General features: G+C 39.0%; 18 protein-coding genes. 4 read left to right on the forward strand and 14 right to left on the reverse strand.

Annotated elements, in window-relative coordinates; all coding sequences use genetic code 11:
• From C4S54_RS16035 to C4S54_RS14920, 10 genes are all read right to left on the reverse strand, one after another.
• Positions 1–328 (reverse strand): hypothetical protein (locus tag C4S54_RS16035; protein ID WP_330405704.1); only part of this gene is annotated, 328 nt, incomplete at its 3' end.
• Between the two features lie 120 nt (positions 329–448).
• Positions 449–1,792 (reverse strand): MATE family efflux transporter, encoded by a 1,344-nt coding sequence (locus C4S54_RS14885; protein WP_103870193.1) that lies wholly within the window; start codon positions 1,790–1,792, stop codon positions 449–451.
• 4 nt (positions 1,793–1,796) lie between these two features.
• On the reverse strand, positions 1,797–2,705 hold the full coding sequence (locus C4S54_RS14890) for a S1 RNA-binding domain-containing protein (protein ID WP_022776448.1): 909 nt from the start codon (positions 2,703–2,705) through the stop codon (positions 1,797–1,799).
• Between the two features lie 67 nt (positions 2,706–2,772).
• On the reverse strand, positions 2,773–3,627 hold the full coding sequence (locus C4S54_RS14895; protein WP_330405705.1) for an aldo/keto reductase: 855 nt from the start codon (positions 3,625–3,627) through the stop codon (positions 2,773–2,775).
• Positions 3,606–3,788, reverse strand: coding sequence for an aldo/keto reductase (locus C4S54_RS16410; RefSeq protein WP_330405706.1), 183 nt, complete (start codon positions 3,786–3,788; stop codon positions 3,606–3,608). The genes C4S54_RS14895 and C4S54_RS16410 overlap by 22 nt, the downstream gene beginning before the upstream one ends.
• Positions 3,789–4,442: 654 nt before the next feature.
• Positions 4,443–8,090 (reverse strand): DEAD/DEAH box helicase, encoded by a 3,648-nt coding sequence (locus C4S54_RS14900; RefSeq protein WP_103870194.1) that lies wholly within the window; start codon positions 8,088–8,090, stop codon positions 4,443–4,445.
• 1,392 nt (positions 8,091–9,482) lie between these two features.
• Positions 9,483–10,934, reverse strand: coding sequence for a hypothetical protein (locus C4S54_RS14905; RefSeq protein WP_103870195.1), 1,452 nt, complete (start codon positions 10,932–10,934; stop codon positions 9,483–9,485).
• A 284-nt stretch (positions 10,935–11,218) separates the two neighbouring features.
• On the reverse strand, positions 11,219–12,838 hold the full coding sequence (locus tag C4S54_RS14910; protein ID WP_242973837.1) for a LuxR family transcriptional regulator: 1,620 nt from the start codon (positions 12,836–12,838) through the stop codon (positions 11,219–11,221).
• Between the two features lie 142 nt (positions 12,839–12,980).
• Positions 12,981–14,636 carry an alpha-amylase family glycosyl hydrolase gene (locus tag C4S54_RS14915; RefSeq protein WP_103870196.1) on the reverse strand — a complete coding sequence of 552 codons (1,656 nt, stop codon included), beginning with the start codon at positions 14,634–14,636 and terminating at the stop codon, positions 12,981–12,983.
• A 44-nt stretch (positions 14,637–14,680) separates the two neighbouring features.
• Positions 14,681–15,655 carry an adenylyl-sulfate kinase gene (locus tag C4S54_RS14920; protein WP_242973838.1) on the reverse strand — a complete coding sequence of 325 codons (975 nt, stop codon included), beginning with the start codon at positions 15,653–15,655 and terminating at the stop codon, positions 14,681–14,683.
• Between the two features lie 204 nt (positions 15,656–15,859).
• Here C4S54_RS14920 and C4S54_RS14925 point away from each other — a divergent pair, with 204 nt between their 5' ends.
• From C4S54_RS14925 to C4S54_RS14940, 4 genes are all read left to right on the forward strand, one after another.
• On the forward strand, positions 15,860–16,870 hold the full coding sequence (locus C4S54_RS14925) for a LacI family DNA-binding transcriptional regulator (protein ID WP_103870197.1): 1,011 nt from the start codon (positions 15,860–15,862) through the stop codon (positions 16,868–16,870).
• A 433-nt stretch (positions 16,871–17,303) separates the two neighbouring features.
• Positions 17,304–18,641, forward strand: a complete 1,338-nt coding sequence (locus tag C4S54_RS14930; RefSeq protein ID WP_103870198.1) for an ABC transporter substrate-binding protein — start codon at positions 17,304–17,306, stop codon at positions 18,639–18,641.
• Between the two features lie 84 nt (positions 18,642–18,725).
• On the forward strand, positions 18,726–19,775 hold the full coding sequence (locus tag C4S54_RS14935; RefSeq protein ID WP_103870199.1) for a carbohydrate ABC transporter permease: 1,050 nt from the start codon (positions 18,726–18,728) through the stop codon (positions 19,773–19,775).
• Entirely contained in the window at positions 19,775–20,644 is an 870-nt protein-coding gene (locus C4S54_RS14940) for a carbohydrate ABC transporter permease (RefSeq protein ID WP_022773748.1), read from the forward strand. Before C4S54_RS14935 ends, C4S54_RS14940 begins: the two co-directional genes overlap by 1 nt.
• A gap of 466 nt (positions 20,645–21,110) precedes the next feature.
• Here C4S54_RS14940 and C4S54_RS14945 read toward each other — a convergent pair whose 3' ends face one another.
• The 4 genes from C4S54_RS14945 to C4S54_RS14960 form a co-directional block, all read right to left on the reverse strand.
• On the reverse strand, positions 21,111–21,380 hold the full coding sequence (locus C4S54_RS14945; RefSeq protein WP_022773746.1) for a DUF1858 domain-containing protein: 270 nt from the start codon (positions 21,378–21,380) through the stop codon (positions 21,111–21,113).
• A 46-nt stretch (positions 21,381–21,426) separates the two neighbouring features.
• On the reverse strand, positions 21,427–22,461 hold the full coding sequence (locus C4S54_RS14950; protein WP_103870200.1) for an aldo/keto reductase: 1,035 nt from the start codon (positions 22,459–22,461) through the stop codon (positions 21,427–21,429).
• A gap of 89 nt (positions 22,462–22,550) precedes the next feature.
• Positions 22,551–24,923 (reverse strand): alpha-galactosidase, encoded by a 2,373-nt coding sequence (locus C4S54_RS14955; protein WP_103870201.1) that lies wholly within the window; start codon positions 24,921–24,923, stop codon positions 22,551–22,553.
• A complete protein-coding gene (locus tag C4S54_RS14960) occupies positions 24,920–25,498 on the reverse strand; it encodes a TetR/AcrR family transcriptional regulator (protein WP_103870202.1) in 579 nt (192 codons plus the stop codon). The genes C4S54_RS14955 and C4S54_RS14960 overlap by 4 nt, the downstream gene beginning before the upstream one ends.
• Positions 25,499–25,505: the final 7 nt, after the last annotated feature.

Consider the following 25,505-nt stretch of genomic DNA (forward strand, 5'->3'; position numbering starts at 1 on the left):
CTGCCTCTTCTGCAGCTGGCATTTCTGCTGGCATCTCTGCTGTTTCTGCTACCGGCATTTCTACTGGCACTTCTGCTGCTGGCACCTCTACTGGTGCTTCTGCAGTTACTTCTTGTTCATTTGCAGCAAGCATAGCTTCCAGATCAGGAATATCCTGAACTGGTTCTTTTTCCACTTTCTTTCGTGGCTTTTTGGGAGTTGGAGCTTCAGCAGCTTGTTCTTGAACAGCTGCCCCTTCTTCTGCCTTCATTGCCGCTATAAGATCATCAACATTCGCTGTAGATAAATCCTGACCACCAAGCATATCCTGAGTATTCATGCCTTCCATGCCATATCTCCTTTCATGAAACACAGACAAAAACGTGACAGTGTAAACAGTCTATATATATTATCGTTTATTTCTATAATATTTTACAGTAAATTTTCTATAAACTTCGTTTTTGTCAAATCATGAAAGTTCTTGACCAAAAATGTCTTTCCATAAGAAGGCCTTAAACAGAATAAAGGCAACAACAGTCGTTACAATATCAGATACAAACTGTGCCCTGATAACTCCTTCAAATCCCATTAGAGCTGATAATATGAATATCACAGGCAAAAAAACAATTCCCTGCCTGCATGCTGACAGAATGAATGCTCCGCTGGCTTTACCTGTAGACTGAAAAGAAACTATTGCTATGAGGCAGATTCCCATAAGTGGTGCTCCAAGCAGTTGCCATCTAAGCATCGAAACACCAATCCTTATCATTTCAGGATCACTTAAGAATTTGGATATTATTCCATTAGCAAAGACCGACAATACCATCAGGAAAACCAGACCTGTACCACCAGTCACAGCCATTCCAAATCCAATGATCTTCCTAAGTCTCTTTTTAAGCCTGGCGCCATAGTTGTAACCAATAAGTGGTTGCCCACCAAAGGCAAGTCCAACAATAACAAGAAGAGCAATATTGACTATTTTTAGCACGATTCCCATTATGGCAATACTATCATCACCATATGGCTGTAAAAATCTGTTGGTAAGCGTAATTCCAATTGTCTGCATCAGATTTGTTATGCTGGATGGAAGACCAATTGCAAAAACACTGGCAAAAGTTGCGGCGTCCAGGCTAAGGAGTTTAAAGTCCATCGACAACGCTTTACTCTTTTTCCTGATAATATAAATAAAGAAAGTGCAGGTCACTATATAACCGATAACCGTAGCAATTGCCGCTCCTGCTGCTCCAAGTCCCAGAGCAAAAATAAAAATAGGATCCAGTATGATATTTACTACAGTTCCTATAACTGAACCTATCATTGATTCCAAAGACATGCCTTCTGCTCTTAGAAGATTTGACGGAACAAGGGAAAAGATAACAAATGTCGATCCAAGTATTAACCAAAAATAATACTGACTCGCATATTCATAAGTCTTATCCGTAGCTCCAAGCAGCATAAGCACCTGTTTTTTCATTACCAGCATAACAACTGTGAAAATAAGTCCTGTTATCATTGAAACATAAAAGCAAAATGTACTTTTTTTCCTTGCCTCATCAGCGTTGTGCATGCCTAGGATTCGTGATATTACAGAACTTCCACCTATACCAAAAATATCACCAATTGCAAGCAGCAGTGTAAAAAGTGGTGCGCAGATTGAAATGCCCGCTATCAGGTTAGTATTACCGGTAAGTGCGATGAAATATGTATCCACCAGGTTATATACAAGTGTCACGATCATACCCATCACAACAGGGAGCGCCATTTTCATATAAGCTTTCGGAATAGGCGCTCTCTCAAATAATTCATTTTCCATTAAATCAAAATCCTGCTTTCTTTAAGAGATCTCCGAGTGAAGTTGTAGCATCACCATCACTTTCAAACTCTATTTTTTCTTCTGTTATCTCAGTAGCAGCGATTTCTTCAAGTGCCTTCATACTAAGGCTGAGTTTTCCATCTTTTATGGCTGTAACCTTAACCTTTACTTTCTGTCCAACCTTCAGAACTGATGACGGATGTGCTATTCTCTGATTACATATCTGAGAAATATGAACAAGTCCGGTCATTCCATTTCCAAGATTTACAAATGCTCCATAATTCTGAAGGCTTTCGACAACACCTTCGGTCACAAGTCCAACTTCCACATTGGAGATCATCTCTGCTCTTTTTGCGTCAGCCTGTTCCTTTAAATACTCCCTTGCAGAAAGAACCAGTTTATTAGCATCCTTGTCTGCTGTTATTACCTTAACCTTAAGAGTTTTGCCAACGTATTCTGAAAGCTTATCCTCTTCAACAAACTGAAGATCAAGTTTAGATGCAGGAATAAAGCCTCTTATTCCCTCTAAGAATGCCACGCATCCACTCTTTACTGCTTCTGATACTTTTACATCTACATATGAATCCGAATCAGCTATTTCCTTTATTTTGTCCCATGAAATAACCTGATTTGCCTCTTTTTTAGACAAAAGAATATTTCCATTTCCGTCATCAGTGCTGATAACTGTCGCTGAGATCTCGTCGCCAATTTTTACATCTCTGTGAATTGAAAACTTTGGATCATCACTCATATCAGCTACTTTTATAACGCCCTGAGTGTAGTACTTAAGGTCAAGAGTAATTTCAGTTTCTGAAATATCTATAACTGTTCCCTCAAGAATATCCCCTTCTTTTACCTTTCTAAATGATCTTTCAATCTCATCCTTAAAATCATTCATTGTTTCTTCTGCCATTTTTTTATCCTCCAAAAAACTTTTTCTTTTTCTGCGGCTTCCCTAATGATATCCACTATTTTATATATCATTTTTCGTATAAATCCACAAATTCATCAATAAAAGCTCTTATACTTATGTGCTGAGGGCAGATATTCTCACATTTTCCGCACTTCAAGCACTCAGAAGCCTTTCCATGGTTCATTGAAAAACGCTCATAATACATTCCTGTTGTCTTTCCTGTAACTGCATATAAATTCAGTAATCCAAAGTAATCAGGAATATTTATGTTTTTCGGACATTCTTCCAAGCAGTATTTGCATGCTGTACACGGAACTTTAATTGTACTGTTAAGGATATCCGTTATATTCTCAACCAGATTTTTTTCACCATCCGTAAGTGGCTTAAATTCCTGCATATAAGAGGTGTTGTCGTCAAGCTGTTCAAGATTGCTCATGCCACTTAAAACAATTGCCACATCTTCTAATGATGCAGCGTATCTTATCGCAAGTGATGCCGGAGTTGGAATATACAGATTTCCTTTTTCATAATATTCGTTAAAAGATTTCATGGCATTATCAGGAAGTTTTGCAAGAGTCCCGCCTTTTACCGGTTCCATTACCATGACTTTCTTGCCATGTTTTTTTGCCACTTCATAACAAGCCCCTGATTGCGCCACCTGGCTTTCCCAATCAAGGTAATTTATCTGTAACTGAACAAAATCAACTTCCGGATGTTCTGTCAGGATTCTGTCCAAAGTCTCAGCATTATCGTGGTAGGAAAAGCCAATATTTCGAGCATATCCATCCCTCTTTAGCCTCTCAATAAATGGAAATCCACCATATTTTTCAGTGTTGATATATCTGTCTCTTCCCAAATTATGAAGTAGATAATAGTCAAAATAATCCACCCCACAGCGCCTTATCTGTTCATCAAAAAACATTTGATAATCTTCATTTTTTTAACACGAAGAATGGGCATTTTATCTGCCAGAACGAAGCTGTCTCTGGGGTGACGCTTAACAAGTGCTTCTTTTACGGCTTCTTCCGATTTCTCACCATGATAAGGATATGCTGTATCAAAATACGTAAAGCCCCTATCCATAAACAAATCTACCATTTTCTTAGTTTGTTCAATGTCAATCGATGTCGGATCGTCAGAATTAAAAAGTGGCAGTCACATTGTCCCAAAGCCTAGTTTTTTCATGGCATATCCTCCAAGTGTAAATTATTTATTCAAATCGTTGTAAACTTGCATATATATTATACTTTAAAAAATCCAAGCCCACAGCATTGTTTATTACTGTATCATTATTTTTGATAATCCGCTAAATATATAAGAGAAAAGACATGCCAGGTTCCGCAGTAAGCTTGTAAACGGATTGCCACCTTGAAAAGAGGCAAGAAAGAGCGTAAAATTTCCGTGTTCGCCAGCACAGAAAATTACAAACAACCAAAAAGACCCCCTTATATATTTAGCGTTTATGAGAATTGGATGACACCAGATTTTAAATAGTACTTACAGTGAATTAGACACACTGCCTGTATCATCCTTGCTCTAGTTGAGCAGATTCAAACAACGTTTGATAAAATATCATAATATTTTTGTTCTGTAAATAGTTTTACATAAAATATTTTTTGAACATTTTGTGAAGTGTGGCAAAATGCCAAATCGCGCATAGTTACTGCACTTCAGATTATTAATTTCAAAAAAACAACTCACCTTTGAAACATTGTTTTCAACGGTGAGTTATTATGTTTAGCCAAGCAGTTCAATAAGCTGTTCTTTGGAAAGATTCATAAGTGATTCGCTCTCTCCACTTAATATCGCATCTGCAAGGTCTTTCTTTGCATTTTGCATTTCAATAATTTTTTCTTCAATTGTATCTTTTGCAATAAGCTTAAATACCGATACTTTCTTAGTTTGCCCAATTCTGTGAGCCCTATCTGTAGCCTGGTTCTGTGCTGCAAGATTCCACCACGGATCATAGTGTATTACTACATCTGCCCCCGTCAAGTTAAGCCCGGTTCCACCTGCTTTAAGTGATATCAAAAACAATGGTACTTCATTTTCATTAAAAGCATGAACCAGCTTAATTCTCTCCTCTTTTGGAGTCTGACCGGTAATCTTATAAAACTCTATTCCTTCCGCCTTAAAGTCCTTCTCCAATAGTTCAAACATAGACGTGAACTGTGAAAAAAGAAGTATTTTATGTCCACCATCTATAGCACTTTGAACCAATTCAAGGCATGATACTCTCTTAGCTGACTCTCCCTTGTATCCCGCTGTAATAAGCTCTGGGTCACAGCAGATCTGCCTGATCTTGGTGAGTTCAGCTAGAACTTTAAGCCTGTCTTTTCCTGATTTATAATCTTCACTTTCAAGCACGCGCTTCATGTGCGTAACCTGAGCATCATAAAGTTTTCTCTGAACCGGGTCAAATCTTGAAAATCTGATTTCTTCCATTTTTTCAGGAAGATCCTTAAGTACATTTTCCTTAAGTCTTCTTAAAATAAATGGTCCCACCATGTTTTTAAGCTGTTTTGTCACTTCTTCATCTTTATACTTGGTTATGGCAGTTTCAAAATCACTTTTAAATCTGTCATAAGTATAAAGAAATCCCGGCATCAAATAGTCAAATATACTCCAAAGCTCGCTTAATCTGTTTTCAATAGGTGTACCTGTAAGCGCAAATCTATGAACAGCGTTTATTACTTTAACCGACTTTGAAGCTGCTGCCGATGCATTTTTTATAAACTGTGCTTCATCAATGATCTCAAAGTCAAAACTTAAGCCTTCATAAAATCCAATATCTCTCTTTAAAAGATCATATGATGTAACAAGCACCTCAGGAAGTTTTTTGGATGACAAAAGCTTTTTTCTTTCTGACTGGGTACCTGTTACAGTTTTCACATCAATTTTGGGTGCAAAACGTTTAAACTCTTCCTCCCAGTTATATACAAGGGAAGCAGGACACACTATAAGAGACTTTATTTTCTTTTTTTCTTTTTTGGCCATTTGGCTTCTACTTAGTAAAAGTGTTATAACCTGCAACGTCTTGCCAAGTCCCATATCATCAGCAAGTATACCCCCAAATCCAAGGTCCGATAGCATTGAAAGCCACTTAAATCCGTAAGTTTGATAACCTCTTAGCACTTTTGCAAGGCTTTCCGGAACTTCCACGTCGCTTTCTTTAACAGAATTAAAATTCCTTACTAGGGATTTGAAATTTGAATCCCTGTCTGAAGCAATCTCATCATGTTCCTCAAGCAGCTTATTAATATAAATAGCACGGTAGGCAGGAAGATGAAGCTTTCCTTTTGTAAATTCCTTTGCAGAGATTCCCATAGCCTGCATTGTAGCTGTCAACTCTTCCAGCGTATCGTCAGTTTCAAGTCTTATGAACTCACCATTTTTTAATCTAAAGAACTTTTTCTTTTTACGATAGCTTTCAAGAAGATCCAAAAGTTCATCTTCAGTCATATCATCAGTTGAAACATCCAGATTAAGTATTCCGCTCTCAACAGAAATTCCAAGGCGTATAGTAGGAGCCTTCCTGATCTTAAGCCTTTCAAAATCCTTGCTGGTCTTAACTTCTCCTACAGCCATAAGTTCTTTTAAACCTTCACTTAAAAGTTCAAAAGTATTATCTCCTGACTTTTCGCAGTAAAAAGTATTTTCACCTGAAAACTGTTCCGGTAGGTATTTCATAACAGTTTTTACTGCATTCTGCTCAAAATCAATATCTCTGGATTCAGGCAGTGGAAAGTCTTCATCTCTTAACTGATGAAGCTCAATCTCCTCATCATCGTATTTTGCTGTAGCTTTTCCGATTATATTATCCTCATTTGCATCAAGATAATAGGTAATCTGACACTCCGGCGGCAGGAACTTTTCATATCCACCCGAGGGATTTTCCACAACCTCAATTTCCGGACAATCCATTAACTCCGGCAGTAATCTGTAGTAGAATTCCGAAAGGTTCTTTTTTCCGATTGTAAAATATAAATCTCCTGTCTCATCCGCATTACTCATAAGTGATTTTACAATTGGTGAAGTGTCAGTAATCCTGGAAAAAACAGACCTGTCTTCATCGAGAATATAATCATAGCTTTTGCCCTTCATGACAACAGGAAGTGATGCAGAAACAAATAGTCCTGCAAAATCCCCATTTTCCTCACTAAGTTTCCTTATATGGACATAAATTTTAATACGACCATCAACAAGTTTGACGCCGGAGGTTTTTCTTCCTCCCACCAGCTCTATTTTTTTTCCGCAGGACGCATCATAAAAAGAGTCAAGAATATCCGGAGAAAGATCAACTTTTTCCTTGAACTGAAAATCAGATTTGCTGTAATAATACCTGGAATTGCTCATCTTATCGCTTAGATAGTCTGCATTTGCCTTGGCTTTTTCAATTATTCTGTAAAGATTAATCGAATCGTCATCAAAGTCGTTATCCATAAAAGATATCATTGCAGATTTACTGAGTTTATATCCGCCGCTTGTCTCTTTCGCGTTAATTAGCTCAGGTATATTTCTCAAAATATAGAGCTTTTCCATTCCAACTTTAAAGGAAATAGAAAGTGGATACACCGCATTTTTACCGGTATTTATAATAAGTCGTGGTTCAAGGTGTACAGTTTTACTCTTCGGGGTTTCATCATCAATTTTCTGAATTGCAGCAATTTTCCTATATGATTTAAGTATCTGATCACCACGAAAATCAGTTGCATCTCCCGGATTAAATTTAGCTATATAGTCATCAGCCAATAGTAAAAGAGCCAGCTTGTGCTCGCACAAATAATCATAGGCGTAATATCCATAATATCTATTACTCTTATGTTCAGCATAACAATCAGTTGTCATCATTCTGTCTTTTGTAAAAAATGCTCTTACATCAACAGGATATGATCTATTCCCGGAAAGCTTCCCAAAAAACTCTATAGCAAGCTCTTCACCTTTGTAGGACCGAATGTACATTGTGTTAACCTTATCCAATACAAGGTTCCCACTCAAAATAAGGTCTCTTGCTTCCTCAATATCCTCTGAATCAATGTCGTAGTCTTCAATTACTCTTTCAATATTAAAATATGTGTTGCCGGCTGCTGTTTTAAATTTATAGTCACTATTATTCTCAGATTTTGTCTGATTTTCCAGATAATAAAGAACAGCTGCTTCATGCTTGCAATTCTCTCCACCTTTCGCATATGCACAACTGCACTGCATCTCCGGATAGTCCTTATCAATTCCTTTTATAGCGACATTATAAATGTGAGTCCCAAGGACCCTGGCCATACAGCTATCCTTCTTCTGAATAAATCCCTTTACCTTCCCACTTTTGTAATACTCTTTTCCCCTTTGTAAAATATGAGAGTAAAAAAGCCTTCCCCAATTCTTATTCATATTAAAAAATCCTCTATTTTATGTTATTAGTAACACAGAGGATATTCTATCATGTTGCACATTAACTGTCAGTATATAATATCTATCCAAAAGTCAATATGTATCTGACTCTGAGAACAGTAGGGATGGCTACTTTTAAGGCTGAGTATGGCTAAGAATAATAGATGCAGATACTTCCTAGAATATGTAGGACTAAGAATTGCAGGTACGGGTACTTTCCAAAATATATAGGGCTATATGCCCGTGGTTCCCGCTGTAGGAGAGCTGCAATTCTGTGTTGGGCATATAGCTCGTTTTCAATAGCTCAGCCACCTGCAATTAAGCTGCTTTTGGGCTCATAGCCTGATTTCAGGCTTTCAGCCACCCCTCATTATGGCTTTTATCGTAGGCAATTGGGCATATACGGTAATTATCCGTCCGCAGCCACCTTTTAACGGGTGGCTCGAGTCTTGAAATCGGCCTATATGCCCAATTTCTCTTTTATAAAGACAATATCGGGGTGGCTGGCCTCACAAAAAGCTGCTATATGCCCAAAATAGTAAGAATCAGAGGTGGCTGGAAGCTTTACAAAGCGCTATATGCCCAACCCATTATTCTTCACGATCATATGGACTGAATGAAATTGAACTTAGAAAATTCGGATTGTCAAAGTGAATTGGGTATATAGTCATATTTTTTAAGTTAACACATCCATAGACAAAATTTTCAGGAAGTGAAAACGGGCATATACGAGAAAAAATGGATTGCCACATCCATTGGATGAGTGATTCGAGACAATCAATCATCTATAAAAGGATGTGTAAACTTCAAAAATGCCGTATATACCCAAAATCGCAAGTCAAAAACCTAGTCGCATGGTGTCGTAAGCTCAAAAATCAGGCTATATTTCCAAAACAGAATCTTCACTCTCTTTACATCGAAAGACGCAGACATATAGTCACATACATCTTTGAAAGTAGCCACCCCCCTACTGTTCTCGGAGTCAGAGCCTGAGGCAATGACACCCAGCCACACCGCCAGGTGCTTGCCCTTGACGGGTTCTGATGGAAACGCTACAATGCTGAATCCGACGGTGCGAGAAAATCTACTGTTCCCATCATCCTCACCGTCGGCGAGGTATAGACGGCGTTTTCCTCAGGCTCAGTCAATGGTGGCGTACGTATTCGTAACATAGATTAATTTATTTGAATCGTCCCTATATATCCTAACTTACTTACGCATATACAAAGAGAGAGGATTCTGATGTATGCTAATTGCAAACATCAGAATCCTCTCCCTAATCTACAGCGCAAAACTTAAAAGAGCTTCAAAAATAAATGTATTTTTGTTTTTTAGTCATCTTGTCCGTATATAACACGGCTAAGCCATTTTTTCAAAAATCAGAATATTAGTTTATTCATTTCCAGAAATATTAACCTGAACATCAAAGCTTTCTTCAAGGCCATATCCATCAGAGCCTCCAACAGCTACAGTTGCTTCAACACCTGTGTCTGTTTCTTCCAGGTTAACCCCTACCCCATAAACAGTATCCGTTGTTCCATTAGGATCGACAATCATAGTATAAGTTTCTGATCCGCCCTCCCATTCACTTGTTTCTGTTCTCGATGTACCTGTGTTTTGAATGATGTTCCCATCTATTTTATTATAAGTAGCATCACTTGCATAGACTCCAATACCAATTCCCGACTCTGCTTCTCCTTCAGATGAACTTGAACTGCTTCCCATAGAGTAAGCGCTGCAATTTACGCTTGCTACTTTATCACCATATCCATCATCGGTAGTATCACTATATGTATAATTTTCAGTTTTATCCATTAACTCAGTTGTAGTGCTTGGATTTTCTGCGGAACAAATACTTGTTACACCCCACGCTCCATAACCGCCTTTTGATCCTCTGTATATTTCTATGGTGAAATTAGTTGAATAATCTCCAACAGTTAGTGTTTTAGTTATCTGATACCCATCTAAGACGTTCACGGCTGCACTTCCACCGCCTGTAGTATCAGATGATTGCTGAGAATCACCTGATGATTCTGAAGAGCCGCCACTTGTCTCTTCTGATGAGCCGGATACGTCAGAATCAGATGATGGCTTAGTCTCTTCTGAGGATCCGGATGCAGCAGAATCAGATGAAGCCGGTGTCTCTGCCTTCTGATCTGATGTATTTGATGATGAGCTACCATCATCAGTAATCACAACGCTTTCTTCACCATTAGAAATAACTGCCGTTCCACCTACAGCTGCTGCCTCAACAATTGCTCTCTGAACAACTGTAGAAACTGCTTTAAAGTCCTGTGTTCCAAACTTTTCTGCTACCGCATATAACTGAGGTGTGATTCTAACTTCACTGTCCGTTAGCGCCTGTACTGTGATACCATTATCAGCGCACTGCTTAAGTGTAGTAATCTGTCTGTTAGGATCATCTTTGCCCTCTGTCAAATAGAACTTGTAATATTCAAGAATATTACTTCCAAAGGCAGCCTTCAGGTCCGAATAGGCAGATGCATAAGCTGATGGATCAAAATTTTCACTGCATGTTCTTCCTTCATATATTCCATATCTGTAAAAATGCTCAAACCAGGCATTATAGTTATCGCCAAAAAGGGCCTCAAGCTCAGGATTATTTTTCCTGTAATAGTTTAAATCAAAGATCTGCTTCAAAAGAGCTATGTCAGATTCCGATGTGGTTCCATAACTTACCTTGCTGGCATCAGCTGTCTGAGTAAGTCCATTTGCTCTGGCAGTGATAACATTCCCGCCAAATGTTGATGTTACAGCAAAAGCACAACCAAACAAGGCTGCTGTTGTCAGGGATGTTACTCTCATTAGAATTTTTCTGTTCATTTAAACGTCCTCCTATTAAGAAAATGTATTTGCGGCGCTAGGGATATCCACATCCTTGTTAAAACCTCCGCTTGCCGCTGCACTAACCACGCATAAGTTAATTCTGACCAATTCAAGATAAAAAAATAAGGACTCATCTGCGACCCCTTTCTAAATCCTTAGTATTTATGCCCTTTTTGGAGATTCTTAAATGATTTTAAAGAATGTTAAGCAAAAATAAACAGTGCAGGTTCTTCTGCACTGTTTAAGGCTTTTAAATATAAAACGATAAAATTATCCTCATTTTAATTATCTTTTTCATCATGATAAACCCTAAAAAGCCCTACTCGGCTCTTTACACCGGTTTTCTCATAAATGGCAGATACATGCCTTTGCAAAACTCTTCTGGATATATATAAAGTATCAGCTATTTCCTGTCCAGACTTCTCAGTAAATAACAATTGCTCAAGAACTTCTGTTTCTCTTGCCGTCAGGCCATATTTTTTTACAATTCTGACAAGTGTGTCATCTTCCCCTTTGCTTTTTACTACATTTACGTCACTTTCATCATCACGTTGCCTTAAGGCTATATCTTGTGCACCGTCACTACTGTCACCACCAGATTCAGAAAATGCTCTACTTAAATTGATCAGCTCAATTTCTTTGGGCTCCTGTTTCGCTATGTTGCTTTCAGCTTTATTATCTTCGCCTGCAGCATCATCCAAATCATGCTGTTTAATGCTTATCTGTTCATATTCTATAAAGTCGCTCTTTTTCCCAATTACAAAGTCTCCGCTATATACAAGATTGATAAACAGAATGGTAATTACGACCACTGACAATATCAGTATCTGCATTGTGGACATTTTTGCCCATGGCAGAAATGAGAATACTACTCCTGCAGCACAGTCTATTACCCTGCCTGTTCCCGCAACAAGCGCAGGATGAGATGATAAAGGCGCTATACTCCAAAACATCACATACAAATAGCTCATGGTCGCGCCGACAACAACATAAAATATGCACATATTAAGATTGCTCATCGGATTATCCATAAAAATCACCGGAGATAAAACAAGCCATAAAATCAAAGCAAATAATGTTATATTAACAAACCGCCCTTCCTTGTAATCTGCCACAAATCCAATGATCAGATATCCCACAATAGCAAAGAGCCTTGGCCAGGAATAAGCTGTGAATTCAAGATCAGACTCAACCATTAGCCTTATCAGCATGCTGTCATAGTAGGTGAGCAGAAAAATAGTCAGAACTGCCATGATAATTGCAGTCCTAAGGCTATCAATATTCATTTTTCTAAGTGCTTTATCGTTTCTGCCATTCTCATATATTGGTATACAATCCGCCAGCACCCACTCCCAGGATCTTTTTACCAAAATAGCTATGATTCCTGCGCCGGCAAAAATAAATAGCAGGATCAAAAGCCTGTTATCTGAAAGTATCTGGGTGATATACTGTAAAAGATATGACATAGCAGCCCCACATGCCACAAGCTTTCCAAGATTTTTAACCCCAAAAAGTGCCATTGAAATATAGAAATTAAAAGCCCCTGCAATAAAACCTATCTGAATATTTGCCAATGGAGCCAGATACAAAAATGCAAAGCTACTGGGGTAAAACATCATAATCGCTGCAAGTGCCAAAAACAGCATGGCCGATGCTCTAAGCAATATATTCATAAATCCATCGTTTTTTAGCTTTTCCCATGTAACAAAAAAGATAATCAGGCCCACAAGAAAAAACAGCTGATCAACATAGTACATCATCAGATGCTGATCTGCTAAAAGATATTCTGTAGAATTCTTGTTGGTCATGGTTGAGAACGTAATATATGAAAAAAGATATACTGTAAAAATCACCATGATGATAACTTCTCTTGCAGTGAAAAATATCTTTTTAGCTCTCATGGAATCCCCTCTATGTTTTTACGTTATTTAGTATCTTTCTATTTAGTTTAACACCAAATGCATCCAAAATCAGCTATTTAAAAAAGAAGTCCAAACATCTTATTATGTTCGGACTTCTTCTTGGAATTTTAAGGTAATTAAATCAAGAAATACTATAACTGTAATCAGCAAAATCAGCATCAAGCACAGCTTTGTGGCCGTTGTTTTCCCAAACAAACTTCATCTTTGTTCCATCCACAGTTACATTTAAATTGGCATCGAATCCAAATGCCGGGCATGTGTTGCGGAATCTCAACAGTTCGAGTTGTTTCTTAACCACATCTTTTTCCATCGCAGCTTCAATCTGGTCAAGTGTGAGATTTGTTCTGTTTATCTCCTTGTGTCCGCCTGCACCTGCACGTTTTACAGCTTCATGGTCGTTCTTTCCTGCAAAGAGATCAAGATACCAAACCTGAGGCTTACCGGGCATGAACATCTGAATTGCTCTTGCAAAGAGCATCTTCTTGTCATCATCACCAAGAGCACTGTAATATGTAGCATTTACCTGATAATACATATTCTTGGCACCATGAAGATCCTTAACAAATCCCCCGCGACCAACAATTGTATCGATCATATTCTGGATATCCTCTTCAGGAAGGATTCCCTTAAGATCAAGAAGCGGAATACCATCATGACATCCAAGCATATTAACTACGCGTATCTTCTTTTCCTGAATCTCATCTGCCCACTTCTTCAAAAGCTCTCCGGATTTTGATTCGATCGCATAAATGAGAAGTCCCGGAAGGAAGAAATCATAAGTCATATAGCCCTTATCAGCCACAACTTCATAGATCTTTTCACTGTAACTTGCATGAATTTCAGGTAAAAGAGATACCTTAAACTCATCAGCAAGCTTCTTAACTTTTTCAAGCACATCCCAGGTATCAGGCTCATTCAAAAAGTTCTTTTTACCCGGCTCCTTAGGAGCATAGGCAAAGGCATCAAGACGAACGATACTTGCGCCATAACCTGAAAGACTCTTAAGTGTATTTCTGTAATGTTCCCAAACAAGATCAGATTTAATATTAAGATCCATCTGTCCGAGATATCGTCTTCCAGACTCTAAATAATCAACAACTGCATCTTTATATTTTTCAAAACCTGTGTAATCAATTTCAGCAGGCTTCTTTCCCTCATCAAGTCCCTCGCAGACTTTTTTAGCTAATCTCTGTGCAGAAAGATACTGAATATCCATCTTTTCCATAAGGTCCTGCGCATCAGGTCTCTTGTACTGCACTTCCTGATAGAATGTATTCCAGTAGGGAACATCCTTGCCATCAGGCATACGTACCATAAGTATAGGAAGTCCCGGTTTTCTGAAAAACATATCCTTTATATATTTCTGGTCAGGCTGAATATATCCCTCAGGAGTCATTTCGCCGTATCCATCCCAGAATTTGTTCCAGTTAATGAAAAAATCAGCATATTTTGACTTTTCACCATTTTTAACAAGATCCTGGAACTGTGGAGAAAGAACTGAAGCATGATTAAGAATGAAATCAAGCTTCAGATTGATATCAAGAGCCTTAAGAGCTTCGATATCCTCTTTGCTGCCAAGCTGCTCATTGATACCATAATCTATTACAGAAAAACCTCTGTCCAAATCTGTGTTAAAGATACTTGGAAGAATGTAAAATGACTGAAAAACATCCTTGAATGCATCTTTTGACAGTACTGATACAATATCACCCAAAGTTCCACCCATGCTATCAGGGTAGGCATTTAACATAGGTCCATTGTCCACAAATTTACTCATATCATTTCCTTTCAAAAATATGTCAAAATGTTTGATCAATCAAATTATTTCATAAGCTTTTTGAACTCATCATAGCTAATGATCTCACCAGCTTTTGTGATGATTATTTTAGCTTTGTGTGCCTGGTTAACAAGCTTATTCTGTTCGAGTTCAAGTACCATCATAGTAAATGGACTGTCAAGCTTTCCATCTCTGTTTCTGGATCTTCTGTGCTCAAGTGTCTCCTGCGGAGTACTGTTCAAAAGAACCGGAATATCAACCTGAGTCATATAATCGCTGTTACCATGTGTCCACTCAACGATAAGAACCTGCTTAGCAGACATATCTACTTCATCATACCAAAGAGATGCCTCATCTCTTCCCATTCTCTTAAGCCAGAGCTTGTCAGCTCCATCCTTAAATGCTTTCATTATCTGATCAACTTCTTCAAAATCAGTTTCATTTGGTGTTCCAAGGTAGTTATCAAGTCCTTTTTCGCCAGCTTCTATATATGATTTGAACCAGCTGTCGGTCTCAACATGCGCCTTGTTAGCATCATCTTCTGCAATCTGCCATTCCTTAACTTTAGCGAAGTGTTCAGGATTCATAACTCCGCTGTCAACCATTCCTCTGATTCCGCTCTCTCTAAATACATGAAGTCTTTCAGCATCATTGTACATAGGAATTCTGTGTGGGTAATTATCGCCGGACATTGTGTAGCTACCGATTCCAGCCTGCTCAAGTAAATATGAAAGAAGTGATGCGATCTCAGATTTACCAACGCCTGATCCTCCACATACTGCTACAACTGCGCGATTATATGGATTAGCACTCATCTTCTCTTTTAATTCTTTAATAAGAATTGGAAAAATAGTTTTTGCTTTTTCTATATGGCTTTCACCAATCTCAATTTTATCCCCTGGCATATCTCCGTGAGGTATATCATCAGGTATATTTAAATCAGTCAAAATGTTATTTGCATTATCAAGTTTTTCAAGAACATCTTTTGAAGATGACACTCTGTTATATTGTGTATTCATAATTCTCCTTCTACTCCTCAAATCGAAATAAACACACAAATACATAACACCGCCAGAATCACGTATTTATGCGGGTTTCACATGGCTTGCAAAGTCAAAAAATAAATTGTATACACTTTTCTTTTTGACAATACATACTGAGCCATGTTATTTTGAACACAAGATACAATAACTTTTTTTCTTTGTAAAGACCAAAAATAAAAAATGATAACTATTAAAGAGATCGCAAAACAACTAAATATGAGCACTACAACGGTTTCAAATGTTATTCATGGAAAAACCGGTGAAGTGTCTGACGATACAAAAAAGATTGTTCAGGATTTTTTGGATAAAGTTGATTATGTCCCAAACATCAGCGCAAGAAATCTTGCACAAAATGAGTCAAAGATCATAGGTCTGGCGCTTAAAGCCCGTGCAGATAAGTATGAGAACCTGATCATGGATCCCTTTGTATCAGAGCTGATAGGTGGTGTGGAAGAGACTATACGAAACGCCGGCTATTTCATGATGCTCTACATTTCAAGTGATACAGCTGAAATAATGCGCCACGTTTCCACCTGGAATGTTGACGGACTTATCCTTTTCGGAATGCTAAACGATGACGGAATACGTGTCAGCGAAAAATACAAAAAGCCTATTGTCTGCATCGATACCTACAGTATTGAGGGTCTTAAACACTTCACAAATGTCGGCCTCGATGATGAACAGGGTACCTACGAAATGGTAAATTACCTGATATCGCAAGGGCACAGAAAAATCGCATTCCTTTCAGATAACACTAACGGTGTAGACCTTGCCAGATTAAACGGATACAAAAAAGCTCTAAAAGATGCAAAGATAAAATACAGCCCTGCTAATTTCCTGAAGATAAGACCTCACACAAAAGACCTGCCTGAAAGTTTGGAAGAGATATGTGAGAAGTCAAAAGAGTTCACTGCCATAATGTGCGTCTCTGACCTGTATGCTGTAACGCTCATGGCTGCATTTGCCGACAGAGGCATATCCGTTCCTGACGACATTTCTGTAGCCGGCTTTGATGACAATATGCTGGGGCAGCTTCACAGACCTGCTCTTACGACTGTTCATCAGAATGTAAAACAAAAAGGTGTAGTTGCTGCAGATACTTTGCTAAAACAACTTAAAAAGATAAAGACTCCAAATCAGATAGTTCTTCCAACGCGACTGGTAATTCGTGATACTGTTAAAAAGATTTAAGTCATATTATTCCGGAGCCCGCTTCTACAGCGGGCTCTTTTCTATTTCTTGTCAAATAATCCTAAGAAAAAGACTACCTTCGCATTTTGTTTCTTTGTATTTTTTACAATTAAATCTCAAATCCATTAATTTTTCTTGTCAATATTCACCACAAAACTTACGCGCATAAGCATGCTATTTTTACGTTTATTTATAATTTTTTAATACGTTTTATTATATTTTTACATTTTTCTTAATTTGCACCAATGTCTCAACCATGCGATTTTTCGCGGTTATTAGTCAATTGGTCAATATTAATTTTAGTAAACTGCCTTGAATTTCTAGGCTTTTTGTGATAATTTGATTATAGCGTACAACTTATGCGCAAAAGTAACCGCCAAAAAGTAAATAAGTTATGGCAATTTGCACAAAGCAACAAAAAGGAGGAAACAAAATGAAAAAGAAACTCATGTCAGTTCTTCTTGCAGGCTCAATGGTTCTTTCACTTGCAGCTTGTGGAGAAACAGCAGCTGACACAACAACATCATCTGACAACACTGAAGCTCAGACAGAGACCCAGTCAGCTGATACTACTGAGACTACAGCAGCTACAAGCGAAGTAGCAGGAACTCAGGAAGCTGTTCGTCTTCTCAATGGTAAGCCAGAGATCAACGATCAGATGCAGGCTCTTGCTGCTAAGTATCTTGAAGAGACAGGCAACGTACTTACAGTTGAGACAATCGGTGGCGATACAAACGCTTCTGATGAACTTAAGAAAATGTACCAGGCTGACAACATGCCAGATATCTTCGTTATCGAAGCTAACCAGGCTGCTAACTGGGACGGAATGCTCGCTGACCTTTCAGGTGAGGAATGGACAAATAAGACTGGATTCGAACTCGTTGATTCTACAATGGGTACAATCGGATTCCCTTACACTGTAGAGGCTACAGCTCTTGGTTACAACGCTGATATCCTTGCAAAGGCAGGAATTGATCCTTCTACACTTACAAGCCCTGACGCTTGGAAGGCTGCTTGTGAAACACTTGATTCCAAGAAGGATGAGCTTGGCATCACAGCTGTATTTGGTTGGTGTGCAGAACCTACAAACCTTGGATGGTCTTCAGGTACTCACGTATTTGCTCAGTACCTCGATGCTGGTCTTAAGGCTGACGATACAACATACATCGATCTTCTTAACGATGGTGGAAAAATTGATGAAGCAAGAATGAAGAATTTTGCTGAGTTCATCGGCATGATGAACCAGTATTCAGATCCAGCTCTTCTTGTAGACGGAACATACGACAATCAGGTTGCCGGCTTCAAGGAAGGCAAGTATGTATTCATCACACAGGGTAACTGGTGTGTAACATCTCCTGCAGATGTAAACTTCGAGTGTGGATTTGCTCCATATGCATTTGAAGATGGAATCAACACAATCATTGCTGGACCACCTTCATATTGGGTAGCATATTCAAATGGTAACGTAGAAGGTGCAAAGGCATTCTTTAACTGGTGCGCTGGCGATTCAGCTCAGAACATCCTTGTAAATGATGCTGGTCTTGTATCTCCTTTCGATGATTGCCAGTATGAAGCTGTTAACCCATTCTACAAGAGCATGAACAGCTACATCACAGCTGGTAACTACTCTGGATGGCACACAATGCTTAAGAAAGACGGTCTCCAGAACGAGACATGTAACGTATTTGCAGATTATGCAAAGGGCAAACTTGATGCTGATGGATTTGTATCAACAATGGCTCAGGTAATTTCTGCTTACTACGCTCAGTAATAAGAAGTAATTTGGGCAGGGCACACGTGTCCTGCCCTTTTATCAATAAAAAGAACTTTTGCCTCACGGAAAGGGGGATCACTTATGAGTACATTTTCTATAGGGAGAAAGGCATCATCTTTTATATGCCTTATAGCAGGAATTGTGCTTACAATAGTTGGTTTGGGTCTGTCGATTGCCGGCACCGGAAATGTGTTTAGGGGAGCCATGTTCGTGTGCGGAATCCTACTATTCTTCATAGGATTGTACTTGTTTCCAACTCTTAAGCACCACCGTTCAATTATCAATTTCATATTTTTATTTCCACTTTTGTTTGCCTTCCTTGTAACAGTTATCATTCCTCTGTTCCTTGGTATCGGTTATTCTTTTACCGATTGGGATGGCATCAGGCTTAAAAACTTCGTTGGTTTTTCCAACTATGCAAGAATGTTTAAACAGCCTGCATTCTTGTGGTCCACACTTTTAACCTTTTTGTTTGTAGTATTTAACATGATCCTTGTTAACCTTGTTGCTTTTCTTTTAGCACTTCTTTGCACATCAAAGATCAAGGGACTTGGATTCTTCAGAGCAGCTTACTTCCTTCCAAACCTAATCGGAGGAATCGTACTTGGTTATATCTGGCAGTTCATTTTCAGTAATGTAGTAACTAAGTTCTCAGGAACTTACTCAATGCTTTCGGATACAAATACAGCGTTTATCGCTATAATCATCGTATATATCTGGCAGTATGCCGGTTACATAATGCTCATCTACATCACAGGACTTAATACAATCCCAGGAGATGTTCTTGAAGCATCTGCCATAGATGGTGCCAATAAAGTTCAGACCCTTTTCAACATCAAGCTTCCCATGATCGCACCAACTATTACAATTTGTACTTTCCTTACGCTTACATCTGCGTTCAAGCAGTTCGATGTTAACCTTGCTCTTACAAATGGTAAGGGATCAGTACAGTTCCTTGGCAACTATATTGCTAACGGAACAGAGATGTTGGCACTTAACATCTACACTACAGCAGTTATCAATAATGATTATGCACTTGGACAGGCAAAAGCCGTTCTCTTCTTTATCATTTTGGCTGCAGTATCAATCATTCAGGTTCGTATATCTAATAAGAAGGAGGTTGAATTATAATGCATACAAAAGAAAAAACATCCAGCGTTGTTATCAGGCTTGTTATAGCAGTTATCGTTGCAATTTATGTATTATTCCCATTCTTCCTGCTTCTTATCAACTCAGGAAAAGTTACAGCAGACATTACTGCTAACCCTGTAAGCTTTGCAGGAGCAAGTTTTTCACAGCTCCTTGAAAACATTAAAGCTGTAATAAATGATCCTAACTTCCTCTTCTGGAGTTCATTTGGATCATCAGCCCTTATAACTGTTATCTCACTTGTTCTTTTATCACTCTTTGGAGCTATGGCAGCATGGGTAATCTGCCGTAACAAAACAGTTTGGTCAACAGTTATTTACTTTACTTTCATCGCATCAATGATCATTCCTTTCCAGGTAGTAATGCTTCCACTTATTTCTACCTTCAGAGATGTCGGAAAGTTCATTGGAATCCCAATGCTTCAGTCAGTTCCCGGTATCGTATTTGCTTACCTTGGATTTGGCGGTGCCATGACAGTATTCATCTTAACTGGATTTATCAAGGGTGTGCCTTTTGATCTTGAAGAAGCCGCTTCAATCGATGGATGTTCTCCAGAGCAGACATTCTTCCAGATCATCTTCCCTCTTCTAACTCCTGTTATTACAACAGTAACAATCCTTAACGGCATGTGGATCTGGAACGACTATCTTCTTCCATCAATGATGCTTGGACAAAATGGTAAAGTAATGACGATTCCTATCGCCATTCAGAAATTTGTTGGATCATACGTAAAGAGCTGGGATAGAATCCTTCCCGCAGCGCTCCTTGCAATCATTCCAATGATCATCATCTTCCTCATCGCCCAGAAGCAGATCATGGAAGGCATGATCGAAGGCGCCGTAAAAGGCTGACCTCTTTTTATATCACTGTACGGAAGCCGCAACATCCGAAGCTTCGCTTATCGCTCGGAGTATTCGCAAAGAAACAGTAAATACATAATAATTCGCCTCGTTTTCTTTCATGCTTATTCAGAACAGAAAACGAGGCTTTTATTATGCATCAACTGTTTCTATTGCTCATACTAAATCGCGCTAATCAAAGCTTCGGATGTTACATCTTCCTGTACACGAAGATGTAAAAGTTCGGTTACTATTATGTACGTAAGACAGCAAAGATAAAATGTGAGAGTATTTTTTAACGATTTATCTTGAGGCAATGATGAGTAGAATAAAAAATAAGGGATTTGCTTGTGCTCTGAATAAACATGAAACAAGCAAATCCCTTTAGTTTTTATTCGTCACGAATCACGCCGAAAGATCCGAGTTAAAAAATACTCTCACTTTTATCTTAGCGTTCTAACCTCAAAGAAGTGGACTCTTACGCGTTATGCTCTGCGAGGTAATCGTTGAGGGCATCGACGATTTCTTCACCGTCGATTCCGTGCACTGCGCAAGCCTCGGCAAGCGACTCCATCTGTGATGCAGGGCAGTGAATACATCCCATTCCACATTCCATAAGGAACTGTGCAGCAAGAGGATGCTTTGTGATGATATCACCAACAAGCATTTCTGTTGTGACTAAGTTCTCGTTTTCCATTTCTGTTCTCTCTCCTTCTTCATTTCCGAAAAGTAGGTCCTTCAATCCCATATTATGACCTCCTTATGATTTTTAAATTAAATTGTGTAAAATGATTTTACCGCACACTCACTTTACCTGCAAGTACATTTTTGTAATCTTCATAATTCTTTTTAAGAAGTTCAGGTGTATTAAGCTCATATGGGCATTTCTTTGTACAGGCTCTGCAGTTTATGCAGTCATCAATCTTAGCCATTTCCTTCTGCCAATGCTCGTCAAGCCAACTGTCTGATGGAGCTCTTCTGATCATAAGTGACATTCTGGCGCAGTTATTTATTAAAATACCCTTAGGGCAAGGCATGCAATAACCGCAGCCTCTGCAGAAATCTCCGGACAATTCCTCTTTTTCCCTGTCAATGAACTCCTTGATAGAATCCGTTAATGACGGTGATTCATCCATATATGAAAGCCATTCATCAAGCTCTTTTTCTCTCTGAATGCCCCAAATAGGCATAACATTATCAAACTGGCTCATGAAGGCAAATGCAGCATCTGATTTATTTATAAGTCCGCCGGCAAGGCCTTTCATAGCTATGAAGCCCATGTTGTGCTCTTTGCACTTGTGAACAAGCTCTATTTCTTTTTCAGTAGAAAGATAGCTGAATGGATACTGTAAAGTCTCATAAAGCCCGCTTTCAATAATCTCTTCAGCAACCATGAGCTTGTGAGTTGTGATTCCAATATGCTTTATAAGTCCTTTTTCTTTGGCCTCCACCATGCACTCATACATACCCGTGCCATCTCCGGGTCTGTAGCACTGTGAGACCATATGGAACTGATAAATATCTACATGATCAGTCTGAAGAAGTTTAAGAGAAGTCTCTAAATCCTTCCAAAAATTCTCAGGATCTTTGGCCGCAGTTTTGGTTGCAATATAGATGTTATCCCTTACTCCATATTCCATAAGACCTTTGCCAAGCTTTTCCTCAGAATCGCTATAAGCTCTGGCAGTGTCAAAAAACCTCATGCCACCATCGTAAGCCTTTCTTAAAATATGGATTGTAGTTTCCATATCATCTCGCTGAATAGGAAGTGCTCCAAAACCATTTTGAGGTGCAGTAATGCCGGTACTGCCCAAAGTAATATTCTTCATATTAAATCCTCCTACCAGAAAACAGCCTCTTCACATGCCAATGCGTCACAGATCAACCACACATAAAACTATATGTCCGGTCGCCTGCTTTAAGCCTGTGTGAACACGTAAAGCCTTGTGTCGCCGGTGCGCATTATACGTGTTCCATCATTGTTGCCAGTGCCGCAAAATGCAGAGTTAAGTGCTACGCCATGTCCATTAAATGCAGCTCCAAGAGCAGTAGCCTTCTGCTCCTCACCATTAATGTCCATAAACTTATCGATTATGCCATGCACAATTCCATCCTGCTTAACATGAACAGGTGTGAACATATTTATAAGGCTTCCGAATTCCTTAATGCTGTGTGGCACAACCCTGCCGACCATGTTATAGATTTTGTCATCATCAAGGCCGATTGTCTTAAGGCACTTATAGTCATTGTTTGGTCTTGCATCCTTCTGGACAACAAAAGCAACTGCTTTAGTTTTATCCTTACTTACTATAATATAACCGTCCTCAGGAAGTCTATAATAATCTCCGAACTGGAACAATTCTCTGTTCTTCTTATAGAATTCTACCTGATTTGTGATAGCTTTTTTGTCTGCATCAGACATGTCACAAAGATTGAGCTCGTATCCAAAACAACCTGCCGCTGCAACTTCAAATCTTGTCTCAAGAGGCACAGTATTGAGTGTCTGATGGTTAGGACATGCAGAAACATGGGCACCTACTGTACTTGCAGGATAGCCATAGCTGTATCCTCTCTGAATATCAATCCTGCACATTGCATCAGTATCATCACTTCCCCAGATCTGTGGGAAGTAGCTAAGGATTCCAAGATCAAACCTGTTGCCACCAGCAGAGCAGCCCTCAAATAGTATTTCAGGGAAAGACTCGGTGAGTTCTTTCATGATCCTGTACAATCCAAGATAATACCTGTGCTGGAACTCGCCCTGTCTCTCAGCAGGAAGACTCTTTGAATATCTGTCAGAGAATGTTCTGTTCATATCCCACTTTACATATGAGATTTTTCCGGATGAAAAGACCTTTTTCATGGATTCAATTATGTAGTCCTGAACTTCACTTCTTGTAAGGTCCAGGTTCATCTGATTTCTGCAGGTTGAATGATGATGTCCGGGAACAGTAACAGCCCAGTCAGGATGTGCTCTGTAAAGGTCGCTGTTCTCATTTACCATCTCGGGTTCAACCCAGATTCCAAACATCATTCCAAGAGCATCGAGCTTTTCAGAAAACTCTTTTAAGCCTCCCGGAAGCTTCTTTTTGTTTTCATACCAGTCACCAAGCGAGCAGTTGTCATCGTTTCTTACACCAAACCAGCCATCATCCATTACAAAGAGCTCTATTCCGCACTTCTTAGCCTCTTTTGCAAGAGAAAGAAGTGAACCCTGAGTAAAGTTAAAATATGCTGCCTCCCAGCTGTTGATAAGGATTGGGCGCTCTTTCTTTTTCCAGGTTCCTCTCACAACATGCTCTCTTACAAAATCATGCATGTTAATGCTCATGGCATTCATGCCCTTTGAAGAAAATGTCATGACTGCTTCAGGAGTCTCAAAGCTCTCTCCTGGTGCCAAAAGCCAAGTAAATCCTGTTGGCTGAATACCGCTTACAAATCTGCTCATGCTGTAGCCATTAGAAGAAAGAGCTTCATAGTGGTTGCCACTGTAAATAAGGTTAAATCCATAGCAATCGCCATGGTCATCGTTGGCGTCTACGCTGCTTACGATCACGAAAGGATTGGATCTTGATCCTGATTCTCCGGCTGCAAGCTCCTCACATACTACCTTTCCGCCATTGCAGACGCTCTCATATTTGCCCATCTCATCTGCCCATCTTCCATGGAAAGATGTCATCTTATAGGATGAAGAGTTGAAGTCTACTGCAGTACTAAGGATTCTATCCACTTTAATTTCCTTGTCGGAATCATTGTAAAGAACTGCACTTCTGGTGATAACGTCACACTCAGGAAATACTGAATAGATAAGATCAAGTCTCGAGCCATACCCTTTGTCCTTCAAGGTAACTATAAGCTGCTCAACCTTACCATCAGAAGTTTCAACAGACTCCGCATAAGATGAAGGAAGAGACGTAAGCGGAGCCTTGCCTTCTTTTATCTCATATTTTTCAAAAAGAAAATCCACAGTATTGGATCCATCGGCATAAGTTAGTTCTACAAAAGGATCTCTGATATCGCCCTTTCCAAAGCTGCTCATTTCAAGGCAGAGCTGCTCAAGGAGAATCTTATTATGCTCTTCTGAATACACAATTGTATTTCCTGCTCCGTTGAAGTGCTTGGGTGCGATAGTTTCTGCAATACTGTCAAGCATACTTACCCCGGTCTCTTTGTTTGAAAAAATCCTGTCCCCATAATGCAGGTGCTCCAAGTGGCCACTAGCAAGCTTTCTAAACATATATGATGTGTTTTTTGTCTGTAATAAAAATACCTTCTCGTTTGTTAAGATCATTTATCTTCTCCTTGTGGAAGTTTAAGTCCGTTCATTACTATATTGATCATCTCATTAAGAGACTCCTCATAGCTGTATCCAGTGCTTGAGAGCTCTTTAGAACTTAAGAACTTCTCAATAGCCCCTTCTATAATAAGCTTGATAAAAGAGATAGGCATCTTCCTGATAAGTCCTTCATTCATGGCCTGCTCAAGAAGTCTTTCTGTCTCCCCCCAGTCACTCTCTACTCTTTCAGCTATCTTTTTATATACATCAGGGAACTTTTCTCTTAACTGATAAACCCTTCTGAAATCAATATTTTTGTAATTATCAGGAAGACAAACAATAAGCCTTTCTATCTTTTCAAGAAGCTCTAAGGAATCATCTGCAACTATCTCTGCCTCTTTTTCCTTAATAGCAGAAAAGCCGTAATCTACAGTTGCAAAGAATAGCTCGTCCTTGTCATTAAATTCCTTATATATGGTCTTTTTACTGATATGAAGCTCCTTGGAAATATCATCCATAGTGAACTTCATTCCCTTACTGTTGAACTGGCTGATAACCGCGTCCATGATTTTCTTTTTAATTTCGTTCAATTGCAAT

It is taken from the genome of Butyrivibrio sp. Su6, assembly GCF_900108105.1.
Lineage (GTDB): Bacteria > Bacillota > Clostridia > Lachnospirales > Lachnospiraceae > Butyrivibrio.